Source organism: Paenibacillus sp. PAMC 26794, assembly GCF_000316035.1.
GTDB lineage: Bacteria > Bacillota > Bacilli > Paenibacillales > Paenibacillaceae > Paenibacillus.
Map to the genome: position 1 here is coordinate 111,717 of NZ_ANHX01000071.1, position 12,525 is coordinate 124,241.

8 protein-coding genes and 1 other RNA gene are annotated in these 12,525 nt (G+C 41.2%); all 9 read right to left on the reverse strand.

Annotation, left to right across the window (positions count from 1 at the left end; all coding sequences use genetic code 11):
* Nucleotides 1–295: 295 nt before the first annotated feature.
* Nucleotides 296–658, reverse strand: coding sequence for a hypothetical protein (locus D829_RS0122785; protein ID WP_017691229.1), 363 nt, complete (start codon nt 656–658; stop codon nt 296–298).
* A gap of 107 nt (nt 659–765) precedes the next feature.
* A complete protein-coding gene (locus tag D829_RS0122790; protein WP_017691230.1) occupies nt 766–1,473 on the reverse strand; it encodes a uracil-DNA glycosylase in 708 nt (235 codons plus the stop codon).
* A gap of 202 nt (nt 1,474–1,675) precedes the next feature.
* The gene (locus D829_RS0122795; RefSeq protein WP_017691231.1) at nt 1,676–2,248 is read right to left on the reverse strand and encodes a zeta toxin family protein; all 573 of its coding nucleotides are present in this window, start codon (nt 2,246–2,248) and stop codon (nt 1,676–1,678) included.
* Entirely contained in the window at nt 2,241–2,438 is a 198-nt protein-coding gene (locus D829_RS0122800; protein WP_017691232.1) for a hypothetical protein, read from the reverse strand. Before D829_RS0122800 ends, D829_RS0122795 begins: the two co-directional genes overlap by 8 nt.
* A 199-nt stretch (nt 2,439–2,637) precedes the next feature.
* Nucleotides 2,638–5,286, reverse strand: a complete 2,649-nt coding sequence (locus tag D829_RS0122805; protein ID WP_017691233.1) for an AAA family ATPase — start codon at nt 5,284–5,286, stop codon at nt 2,638–2,640.
* A gap of 338 nt (nt 5,287–5,624) precedes the next feature.
* Nucleotides 5,625–6,695 (reverse strand): hypothetical protein, encoded by a 1,071-nt coding sequence (locus D829_RS0122810; protein WP_017691234.1) that lies wholly within the window; start codon nt 6,693–6,695, stop codon nt 5,625–5,627.
* Nucleotides 6,696–7,820: 1,125 nt separating this feature from the next.
* Nucleotides 7,821–8,185, reverse strand: a transfer-messenger RNA (tmRNA) gene (gene ssrA / locus D829_RS33050).
* 592 nt (nt 8,186–8,777) lie between these two features.
* Nucleotides 8,778–9,260: an SsrA-binding protein SmpB gene (gene smpB / locus D829_RS0122820; RefSeq protein WP_017691236.1), complete on the reverse strand. Its 483-nt coding sequence runs from the start codon at nt 9,258–9,260 to the stop codon at nt 8,778–8,780.
* Between the two features lie 260 nt (nt 9,261–9,520).
* On the reverse strand, nt 9,521–12,316 hold the full coding sequence (rnr, locus tag D829_RS0122825) for a ribonuclease R (RefSeq protein WP_017691237.1): 2,796 nt from the start codon (nt 12,314–12,316) through the stop codon (nt 9,521–9,523).
* Nucleotides 12,317–12,525: the final 209 nt, after the last annotated feature.

The following is a 12,525-nucleotide window of genomic DNA, read 5'->3' on the forward strand; positions in this document are numbered from 1 at the left end:
TAATAAGTTGTGGTTTGTGCCGGGTGGAGAGAGAAGCGGGAGAGAGACGGAGGATCTGAGTACACAAAAGAAGATGGTAAACGTCTACCTTGATATGGCATACTTTTGAGCAAGATTACGATATCTACGGGCATAATTCTTACTACTTACAGAGTGCTGATCGAGTGATTAAGGTTGGGAAGTCCAATTATGGTCTTCTCGTATGATGAATTTAAGTGGGGAAAATGTTGGGGGCAAACTGCCCTCGGGCAGGACAAGTACAGAGTTCGTTATGGTAAGAAACAGCGAATCGTGATCAAAGCGAGAATTCGGTAACGCCTTTTTTGGAGGCATATTTCAGCGTGTAGCTTCCTTCTATGCCGTATGGCATCGTAGCGATTTGGATGCGGGTGTAATCCAGCCGGCTCTCTCTCAGCACTTTTTTAATTAGCGCTATGCTCCGATCCTCGTCCCTTACCACACAGAAAATGTTCATTACATATTCCTTCGGATCAGCCACACGGCTACCCAGATCACATCCATCCACCTCTCCCAACTCCGCCTGGGTCAGAGCGGTTTCCAGATATTCCATCACCTTTTCCTTCAACCAATGATCTCGTTTGCTGCCCTGCGCACTCTTCAGTGGATATTGCACCACAAGCCAGTATTTTTCACTCATTCAGCTTCACCAACCAATCTTTATATGATAGGGCATTACGTTATGTGCGGGCACTTAGACGATAAGAGTTCATATGTCAGCCTTACATTTCTCCAGTTCAAAATGGGCTAGATAATTGACCTCACTGCTTTTTGGAATTGTACTGCTCTTCCATTTGCAGGATGGGGAACATGATGATGTTTAATGAAATGGGAGCTTAACGTGTCTGCCGACTTTCTGCCAATCGCCACGATCTGAGCATCAGGATTCAGTTGCATAAGCTGTCTAGCAAATGGCAAACCATCCTCCAACTCTGCCAAAGTCGGCGTTCGATTCGTCATCCGGTTTTCAGAAGATTGATAAGGATGAAAGGGATAGATGTTCCAAAATATAAAGTCCGTTGGTTTCCACCTTGAACTGAATAACACTTCACCCCATATGATGGATGCTGTCGGTTCTGCAAAACCATACAGCGCCTGACTCCGGTTAGGTTTGGCGATATTGGGCAAGCTTGTTCGGACACCCGGCTTGCCTGCAAAAATCATCTGGTGATTCACCAGCGAATGATTCCCGGTAACCATTCGCTCGGACGTCAAGGGTACACCAGAGAACCGCGCCCCTTGATATCCCACGGCTTCCGCAATAAATATGTACCGAGCCTTGGACATTCTCGGTTCCAAATACCTGACCAAATGTTCAGAACGAATTTTCACCGCTTCGGGGCCGATATCATAGCCCGTCACATAATCTCTCCAAGGATTAATCACATTTACTGGCGACACATATGCTTGTACCCCTGCAACAAACTCGCGAATCTGTTGCTGCGTTTGGCTCATGCTTCTTTGCCTCCTTTGGGAGATACGGAGTATATCGGGCTTGCATCAGCTTATTTTACAAAGATTATAGCATAAACAGAAAAACCACCAACCAGATTACTAGTTGATGGTTTCTTGACTCTAATGGAGTCGAACCCCTGTCCGAAGATAACGGCACATGAGCTTCTACGGGTGTAGTCACAGTTTAGATGTCACACAGGTATCAGTAACCCACAAGAACAGGATTAGCCCAAGCAGGTATGGACTCAGCACAATAGATCAAATCACCCTGTATGATTTCAGCAACAATTAAAGGCTCGTATGTATTATCAATGATGATAACCCGATCTGCGATCGCTAGAGCCGGTTTAAGGTTCTTCAAAGACTGACCATATCGATAACGAATGTCTTCTTCTGCAATCCAATGTCCACCTTGTTCAACACGAGAGGCAACACGATCTATATGCATTTGCACATCCTCAAGGCCGATATAGTATACGACAATTTCGTAACTGTTTTGTTTTGCTATTTCCATATGTTTTAAAACAAATGATCCGGACAATGTCGTTTCAATAGCGAAGTTTACACCGCTTTTAATGAGAGATCGGATTCTTTTCACAGCTTCCCTGCCAGCAGACAGGTCAGCACTACGCGGATTCTCTGGCTTCAACTCTCTTGCAATCTGATCAGGATCAACCAGTTCACCAAGCCACTCTCTCATTTGCATGCTGAGTGTACTTTTCCCTGCTCCATTGGTTCCAGCAAACACCGTCATGACTGGTCTGGTTTCACTCATGATACTCAAACTCCTGGCGTTTCCCAGTAGCATCAAATATAATTTCGAATTTATTACCCGCAGCATCCTCACGAACGCGTTTGTTGTTCTTTATATAATAAATAGAGGCACCTGATTCTTTAGCTTGTTTCCGTGCATGTTGATTGGCTTTTTTCAAAATCTCTTGGAGCTGTTCTCGATTTTCAAACATCTTGAGTCCCCCAATCTAAATTTCTGTTTATTATATCATAAACTAAAAAACCACCAACCAGATTTACTGGCTGATGGTTTTTGACTCTAATGGAGGCGAGGGGAGTCGAACCCCTGTCCGAAGATAACGGCACATAAGCTTCTACGGGTGTAGTCACAGTTTTGATGTCACCCGAGTATCGCCCTCCGACTGGATCTCGCTAAACAGCCTTAGCCTCACTATCCAATAACTCAAGTTTTGAATATAGTTCCCTGACAATGAGAAGATCAAATTCTGGGAGCCCTTCTTCTTCATGAGTACCTTTATTTAAATAATTCCAAACACTATTATGCGTTGCTTCAAGCCCTTTCAAATAATCGTAGATCTCTACAACTTTATCATATTTACTATCCTTAACAGTTTTCTTGAGAAATTGAGATAATCCTGTAACTGTAGTCATTGAATCCGGCATCCCTTTAGGTTGGCGGATTTGGACTGTAATTGAAGTGTTATATGTTCTCGCGAGTCGCTTCCAAAATGTAGAGTTAATATTCTCCAGGGCACTTCTACAATTCCTTAGACATTCCCTCTTTTGAGACTTATCCAGAGCACTTTGAGCAAGGCTCAAATAGTTTGAAGAGGTAAGAAGATCAACATTTATATTCCGTTCTTCTGGAGGCAAAAATGTTATTCGTTTAATGTAATCTTCATATTTCCGCTTTTCAACTTGATTTTCTAAATCTTTGATAAATTCCTCAGCATGTGAAGTAAGAATTATTTGTCTCTTGTTAAGTTTGTTATTGCCTAACAATAATTCTCTTATTCCTCCTCTATGATCATCATCAATTGCGTTAACTACATCATCAAATATAATAATACCGATATTATCTTTAACGATTTTTGCTAACAAAATTGCTAGGCCTAAACAACGAACATGACCTTCACTTAGAACGTGTAGTGCATCAACAGGTTTGGAGGGATTGTCCTTAAAGTAAGCTTTAATTATGTCTTGAGATTTTGATGGAAGTTCAATTTTGGATAATCGTTCATATTCAAAATCGTGTTTATTTATTTCGTTATAAAAATCTCTAACTAAATCATTCATATCAGAAATTAATTTACCCGGCAATTCTTTAACATGTGCTTTCAACTTACCAATAAGTGATTTATAAACATTAACAAATTGTATATTTACAGTGATTTGCTTCTTCTCTTTATCAACTTCCTGCAAGAGTGACTGGTTTTCCAAGGTAAACTCACTAATTTTAGTCTGGGCCCCTAAAATTGTCTCATTAAACACAGTTTCCTTAGATCTTATATCTTTAACTAAAGTTGAAATTTTCTGGAATTCTTCTCTTTCTAAAGAAAGTTTCTTTTTAAACTCAGTTGATTTTTCAAATTCTTCATTTTTACGATTAAGAATGTTATCCAAAAATGTTAGGGATTCCGTGTTTCGTTTAATGTCTGCAACAAATAATACAATCTTTTCAAGAAATTCATTTATAGAATGTTTTGTAATCTCACCAAGTTCAGGAGATATAACAAGTTCAAAGGTAGCTCCTAATTCCTTTGCAAATTTATTCTTAATTCGTACATCTTTGATAATTTCCTTTGTGTCATCAACAATTAATTCAACAATACTTTCAATTTTCTGCTCTAAGGTAGCTAACTTCTCAAGCTCCACTAAACTTTTCTTTGCATTTTCAAAAGGATTAATTACTACTGCGTCCAGAGGAGTCAAGCAGGCAGGGCACTTATCATTTGAATTATATTTCAGTTCTTTTACTGCAGAGTAGAGTTTGCGATAATTCACATTATCTTTTGACAAATCGAGTTCTATTTTGAGAACCCTGTAATTTTCAATTTGAGATAAAATATTATCAGTTCTAATAGTCAATAAAGCTAAGCTGTGAGTGTCATACTGTGACGTAGATAAATTTTGTATATCTACATCTATCTCCTTTAATCTACCTGGAGATTCCGCACTTCCATGTAGGTATGTATCAATTTCATCAAATGTCATTTCAAAATTATTCGCCACTGCTAAAGATTTCTTTCTATCAGTTAACTCTTTTTTACCTTGCTCGGCACTATCTATTGCATGTTTATATTTTTCTAGTTCACTATTTTTTGAACTAAGTATTTTCGATTGTAATCCTTCGACATCAACATACTTTTCAATGTTGTCAGTAAACTCAGACACAAAGCTATTGAATTCTTCCAATCCAAATAGGGTTGATAACAATTTACCTTGGTCTGAAGGTGTATTAGCTGATATTCTCGCGAAACCATCAATTCTATTTCTCTCAATAAAACTAAAATGAAATTTATTAGGTGAGGGATTTACAACAACTTCTTTCCCCTCTTTATCTATTGCTCTTAATATTGGTACAGCCGCTTTACCAGTTACTATATTAGTTACATACTTGATTACCGGAATTCTTTTAGATTCAGCCTCATTAATATAACCTAACATCGAATACTCTAACGCCTCACAAAAGCTAGTTTTACCCGAACCGTTAGTTCCGTAAATTAATGTATACGGCTTTTCAAATTTGAAATTAAATGGTGAAGAAAAGCCCCTAAAATGATCAATGTCAATTGAATATAGTCTATCAATTGGAAAATCTTCTTGATCGTTTTGATTAACATCTACTGATAATTCCTCTGATAGATCAACCCATTCTTTTAACATTAACGCATTCAACAGTTTTCCTCTCTTACCGGCAGCTGTTCCAACAACCGAAATACTATCAATATTTTTAACGATCATATTTATTAATTTTACTTCTTCCTTTGAAAAATTCTCAACTCTCTTACTTTTTACAAAGTTGAAAAAATTATGTAGCAGTTTCTTGTTGTCGGCCAAAAGTAGCATCCCCCTCTTTTTAAGCATTGATATACCACTACGTCGCACCTATATATTTCCACACAATTCAGCAGATTCCTCCTACTATTTTAAATAGTATCCTTATACGGTCGGTTCCTTTCTCCATTCCCATTCATCATCTGATATTAATAATTCATTCAAATGCAAAAATCCACGATCTCACTTGATTATTGTCTTATCATTATGAAGCCTAGATTTTTAACTTGGCTTTCTACAGGTGTAGTTACAGTTTTATTTTAATTTCACCTAGAGACCCCCTACATAAGTTCATGGTCGATCCAAAGTAGGGGCACGCTAACAGATTATATTTATTAATTTTATAATTTACGAAATAATGATTTATTCTCTATAAGAGCCCTAATTATATTTTCACATAACAATAGCAATACGTTACTCAGGAATACTATATCTTCTTTTTCTTGAGGCGTTAAAACTTTAGCATGAAATAAGCCATTTCTCATTTTAATCAACTTTGTAACAAGTTCTTTGTCTACTTCTATTTCTTGCATCAAAATTTTGGTCTTAGATATTTTTAAAGTGTCTTGCAATATATGATATAACTTATCACTTCTCCCCTTTGTAGTGATACTTTCAATAACTTGTTTTAGTCTACTCTGAATTTGAACTAATTGTTGTTTATTGTTTGTATTTCCCTCTAATGTTAATTTTATATTTGACATTATATTTTCGACTTGATCTTTTTGGTATACCTTATCTTCAACAGTTTTGTGAAAAACATTCTTTTCAATGAATTCTATAATAATAAATAAGTTGAAATACTTACTTTTGTAATCAGAAAGTCCTAAAGCATGATAATAGCACTCCATTAAAAACCACAAATCTTTATTATCTCCTATGTCGTCAGATAGCTTTTTAACTTCTTCTATTTGAAACGTTTGACTTATTCCAATATGCAAGCTATCTCTCATATTGAGAGTGTCAAAGGCATCTATAAGTTTCACCTGATTACTACCTTTAGGATCTTCCTTTTCTTCAAACTCATTAAATTTTGGTGATACTTTATGATTTCTTTTTGAAAACTTCAAATCTTTCCGGTCATAAATAAATTTAATGTGAAATTGATACACATTAGAATTTTGAGATTGAACTACATATGAAAGAACTTTGCTATACTTGTCTACGATATCATATGCCTTACTAACTGCACACTCATCTTTATGTGCATAGATACTTTTAATACTAAGTAAGTAATTCTCTGATATAGACACTATACAAGGCTCTTGAGTTTCAGAATCACCTACTCCTGTATAAGATTCGTCAAATACTGAGTGATTGAATAGTATCTCTATATCCCCACTTAAGTCATGCTTGTTCAAGAGTGAAGAACTAAAATATTTTAATTGTATTTCAAAATCATATTTTAACATCCGCAACTTCCTTTAAGTTATTGATCTCCAATCTCCCAGGATGGCAATTTTTGCCCTGAATACTGATACGAAGCTCCGCCGACAACTTCAACAACTAATTCAAGATACTGGAATATGATAAACCTATATTCCCATATCGTTAACTCGCTGTCAAAAGAATTATCGGCTGTTCGTATCCAATATGAATTAAAGTTCAGTTGCGATATGCTTTTCATACAAAACTTCATCCACATTATCAAACTGCACTTTTATATACATCTGCTTCGTCTCCCTCATCAATTCCACCTGAAACACACACTTGCTGATCAAATGATGTAACATCTGCGGATTCTAAACCTCATCTTCCAGTAGACCAATTAGCGTTTAAATATCATACTTTACGGATGCAATTAACTCCTCTGGCAAATCCACATCATGTAAAAAAACGTATGGGGATAACTAAATCCAACGATTATGATGAAACTATCTATCGATAGAAATCAGGACTACTTAACTCAAGCGATACAAAACATGCCCATAACAGATTCTTGGTTACTTCTCGATGGGCACTTTTGCTTAATCAATACAAAAAAGGACGTTTCCAAGATTCCACGCCCTAATTTTAATAATCATAGAATAAAGCCATTATTTTACTAACATTCTCCATTGAAAGCAATGCTGAACGGTTAGCTTTAAGGGACTCGATACTGCACAATCTTAGCTTGCTCGAAGATTTTCAAGAGCAAGAAATTGCTTACGCTAATCGTATTGATAATGAAAACCATATACCAATAAAATTATTCATAATAAACATGATGCTTCCATTCCCACCAAATTTCTTAATAGTTTAATTAGTTCGTACTAACTTAATTAAGCATAAAAGACCGTTATTCAACAGTTATATCTCTACCTGTGGCGAACAGAAGAAGCAAACTGGTTGATCCAATGTAAAGTCGATTATGGGGTATTACTCGTATGACAACTCAAACTGATACGTACAGAGGGACCGCCATGTACATCATCAGAGATATGTCTTATTCGACGCCAGAGAAACCGGAATCCCTAGATCCAGAGCCGTTTTATCCTACACCTTCGAATTCAAGCATACAAAAACAGCCACCAAATGGTGGCTGTCACTGATACAACTAATGGAGGCGAGGGGAGTCGAACCCCTGTCCGAAGATAACGGCACATAAGCTTCTACGGGTGTAGTCACAGTTTTGATGTCACCCGAGTATCGCCCCGTAACCGGCTATACGTTGGGTCAGCCTGATTGTCTTCTTCAGCACACCCCAGGCGGAGATGTGACAGCGTATCCCACTACTAGTTAGCCCCTATCCCTGTCACATGGGCGATGCAGGGTAGAAGCACGCACACAGTTTCTTAGGCTGCGAAAGCGTAGTTTGTTTGTTGTTTGCCGTTTAATAGGCTTTAGCGTTGATAAAGCGGACGCGTCCCCACTACCCGCTACCCATGCTCGAACTATCCCCGTCGAATCCATAAACGCCCCCTCAATTAAGAAGGGCTCCAGGATTAATCCGTGAATACGGAGCAAAGGTGCTGCACATCTTTTTCCTCCAAGGTAAAAAGATGCTTCTTTCAAACTCGGCATTCCTGTCTGCTACATGAGTAATCATAACACTGGACACATCACCGAAATAGTACAGATTGCTGGAAGACATTCCAGCAGGCTGAGCATGTGTACAAGGTTATCCAATACAACAGGCTCAATCGTCTACATATTATACCGCGTCGCCAATCGGAAGTAAAGTTTACCCAGATTGGATCACGAACAACTGTACCTTAGTATTTTACCCACGCCCCTGTTAAACTACGCAACAGCTGATAATTTAAATTGATCATAGCACTTAGCTCCATGCTCCTAGCAATTTTCTTAGTCACACACAACAAAAATCAGCCAACTGCACAATTCGGCTATTCACATCAAATCACCTTCCCCAAACACAAATAAAAAAAGCCTCAAGGTTTGCCCATTACAGAACAAACCTTGAGACTCCTTAACTCATACATCAATCTTCCTAGCTTCATCACAAAAACTATCTTATACACTTAAAAGTAAAGCATTTACGCCCAGCGCTCCACTTATCGTGCAACCTTCTGCTTCTCGCGCAGTACCCGTTGGATATCACGTTGTGCATCCCGCTTAGCCGCAGTCTCCCGTTTGTCGTATTGCTTCTTACCTTTACCCAGTCCAAGCAAGAGCTTTGCGTAACCATTGCGGATATAGATTTTCAGCGGCACAATGCTGTACCCGTCCTGTTTCGACAGCCCAAGCAACTTGTGAATCTGCACTTTATGCATCAACAACTTGCGCGTACGCGTTGGATCGATCGGATTATTTCGGTTCCCTTGTTCAAAAGGACTAATATGCATATTGTGAATATGAATCTCACCGTTTCGAATCGTGGCAAATGCATCACCAATATTCGCACGGCCGTTACGAAGAGATTTGATCTCCGTTCCGGTAAGCACCATGCCCGCTTCATACGTATCTTCAATGAAGTAGTCATGGGAAGCCTTTTTATTCTGTGCGAGCACTTTACTCTGTCCATCATTCTTGCCCATGTCCTCACTCCTTCTCCGTAAAATAAGCCGGTACCATGCTCTATAGCAGCGCACCCAATGTTGCACCAAGGTACCACGTGCCAGACCTTAATTGTAGCAAGTACGGCTGTTAAAATCAAGAAAGAGGCGACCTCTGCCGCCCCTCCTCATTACACCACTTTCAGACTGTGCGAAACAACACACCGGCTGAAGTGACTATTTTCTCCAACGCTTAACCTTGAGGAACGAATTGTAATCCATCTCTTCAAGTTACGTTAGCTTTATTTTTTCTTTTTTCGTACAAAAGCTGCCGTGCCGTTACCAGCTGCACCTTTGCTCTTTTTCCGCTTGCGTCGTGGTGCTCCGCCTTCCTGAGCGCCACCAGGAGTTGCATTCTCTCCGATAAATACGCCGCTCGGCGAAGTGTTTTTGCGTCCACTTCCGCCTTTGCCACCTTTACTGCCGCCCTTGCCGGACTTAAAGCTTCCTTCACCGCGACCGCTGCCGCTGTTCAGACCACTTCCTTGTCCACCGGTTGAACTACTATCCGAACCACCCGATGTAGAGCCATATCCGCCTTTACCTGAGCCAAAACCAAAGCTCACCGCGCCTTTGCCCCGGCCAGTTGATCCGCCAGCATCACCAGCACGACGCTCACCTTTTGGTTTGCCGCCGCCTTTACCTGCGTAGCCACCGGATGAGCTTGCGCCCGCACCTGCACTCGCAGCACCACTGCGACCGCCACGTCCACCTTTGCTGCTATCTTCTGGTGATCTGCCACCACGGTTGCCTCCAGCAGCAGATGAGCCGCCTTTGCCGCCACGCGAACCGCTGAAACCACCCGGTCCACTCTTGGCACCGCCGCGTCCGCCGCCGCTAGTTGGACGTCCACCTTTACCACCGCGTCCGCCACCGAAGCCGCCAGGACGTTCACCGCGAGGTTTCATATCCACCATTTCAAAATCAATCGTATACTCTTCCATGCTTACACGTGCCACACGGATCTTCACTTCATCACCGATGCGGAAGACTTTCGAGGTACGTTCACCAATCAGAGCCATATGTTGATCGTCAAAATGGTAATAGTCGTCCGTGAGCGCGCTCAGGCGAATCAAGCCTTCAACCGTGTTTTCCAACTCAATGAACATACCAAAGCTGGTCACACTGCTGATCATGCCTTCGAACTCTTCGCCTACTTTGTCGAGCATGTACTCGGCTTTTTTCATTTTCTCCGTATCCCGCTCAGCTTCTACCGCCACACGTTCACGTTCCGAAGACTGTTGCGCAATATCGGCCATACGTGCTGCTAAATACTCCTGACGTTTCTCGGGCAAAGCACCATTATTTTCAATGACTTCGCGAATCACCCGGTGAATAACGAGATCGGGATAACGACGAATTGGAGACGTAAAGTGACTATAGAATTCTGCCGCGAGGCCAAAGTGACCTGACATTTCAGAATCATACTTCGCCTGTTTCATCGAACGGAGCATCATTGTACTAATAACAGTTTGTTCTTTCGTTTCTTTGATATCCTCAAGCAACGATTGAAGCGCCCGTGGATGAATCGCATTGCCACGTCCTTTGACCTGGTGTCCGAAATTCGCCGCAAAGGCGAGGAAATTTTGCAGTTTTTCCTGATCCGGATCTTCGTGCACACGATAAATGAACGGAACCTTCAACCAGTGGAAATGCTCTGCCACTGTTTCGTTCGCTGCCAACATGAATTCCTCAATGATTTGCTCGGCAATCGAACGCTCCCGTTTCACGATATCTATCGGTTTACATTCTGCGTCCACAATGATTTTGGATTCTTCAAAATCAAAGTCGACCGCACCACGGCGCATACGCATAGCACGCAGCTTCAGGGCAATCTCTTTCATCAGATGGAAATCATCTACCAGATCCTTATAACGCTCGAGCAATTCCGGCTCTTCACCTTCAAGAATTTTACGAACGTTGGAATACGTCATCCGCTCTTTGGTTTTGATTACACTCGTGAAAATGTCATGTTTAACAACCTTCATCTGGTCGTTAAACTCCATTTCACAAGACAGGGTCAAGCGGTCTACCTGCGGGTTCAAACTACAGATCCCGTTGGACAGACGCTGTGGCAGCATCGGAATAACCCGATCCACCAGATACACACTGCATCCACGGTTGTAGGCTTCCTGATCCAGCTTGGAATTCTCCTGTACATAATAGCCAACGTCGGCAATATGAACACCCAGACGATAGTTACCGTTAGGCAGCTTCTCTACGTTAACAGCATCATCCAGATCCTTGGCATCTTCGCCATCTATCGTGACAATGTTAAGTCCGCGCAGATCACGGCGACCCTGTTGTACAATCTCTTCATCCGTGATGGAGTCGGGTGCTTTCTCCGCCTCTTCTACCACTTCATCGGGGAAAGCTTCAGGCAACTGATGCTTGCGAATGACGGACAAAATATCAATACCCGGCTCATCCTTATGACCGAGAATCTCGATCACTTCACCCTCGGCCGCCGCACGACCCTCCGGATAGCTGACGATCTTTGCTACGACCTTCTGTCCATCAACCGCCCCAGCAAAGTTGGTACGTGGGATGAAAATATCACGATTAATCCGTTTATCATCCGGAATGACAAATCCGTACACCTCATGGCTCTGGAACACACCAACGACTTGGGTCACACCACGAGTAACAATACGGACGATCTCACCCTCCAGGCGACCGCCAGAAGGTCCTTGAGACGTGACTTTAACCAATACCGTGTCACCATTCATCGCACTTTTCATATCATTGGCGTGAATGTACACATCCGGGTGCTCCCGATCCTCAGGGATAAGGAAAGCAAAGCCTTTGGCGTGAGCCTGTAAACGTCCACGTACCAAATCCATGCGCTCTGGCATGCCATAGCGATTGTTACGGGTCAGCAAAACTTTACCGGATTCCTCCAGCGTATTAAGCATAATCAAAAAGGCTTTGAAATCAGCTGCATCTTCAATAGCGAAGTGCTGTTCCAACTCCTGATAAGTCATCGGTTTATAAGCGGTTTCCCGCATGAAGTCGAGCAATTGTTGTTCTGTTATCATTAATATATTCACCTCGGGAAACATAAAAGTGTAAGCAAGTCTCATCTCTTTATGTATCGGAATTCTTACCATTTTCATGCAATACAATATCACTGTTGTGAAGAGTGTAGTAGTGCAACCATACTATCTCATACCCTAGTATACACGAATTCAATCCGGCCCATCCGTACCTCGCAAAAAAACCGCGGTTGCCGGGCGCTCCTCTAAAA

What these genes read in the sequence shown, in the direction of transcription:
- D829_RS0122785 (WP_017691229.1), bottom strand. Translation starts at nt 658, where the DNA reads ATGAGTGAAAAATACTGGCTTGTGGTGCAATATCCACTGAAGAGTGCG.
- D829_RS0122800 (WP_017691232.1), bottom strand. Translation starts at nt 2,438, where the DNA reads ATGTTTGAAAATCGAGAACAGCTCCAAGAGATTTTGAAAAAAGCCAAT.
- rnr (WP_017691237.1), bottom strand. Translation starts at nt 12,316, where the DNA reads ATGATAACAGAACAACAATTGCTCGACTTCATGCGGGAAACCGCTTAT.
- smpB (WP_017691236.1), bottom strand. Translation starts at nt 9,260, where the DNA reads ATGGGCAAGAATGATGGACAGAGTAAAGTGCTCGCACAGAATAAAAAG.
- D829_RS0122795 (WP_017691231.1), bottom strand. Translation starts at nt 2,248, where the DNA reads ATGAGTGAAACCAGACCAGTCATGACGGTGTTTGCTGGAACCAATGGA.
- D829_RS0122790 (WP_017691230.1), bottom strand. Translation starts at nt 1,473, where the DNA reads ATGAGCCAAACGCAGCAACAGATTCGCGAGTTTGTTGCAGGGGTACAA.
- D829_RS0122810 (WP_017691234.1), bottom strand. Translation starts at nt 6,695, where the DNA reads ATGTTAAAATATGATTTTGAAATACAATTAAAATATTTTAGTTCTTCA.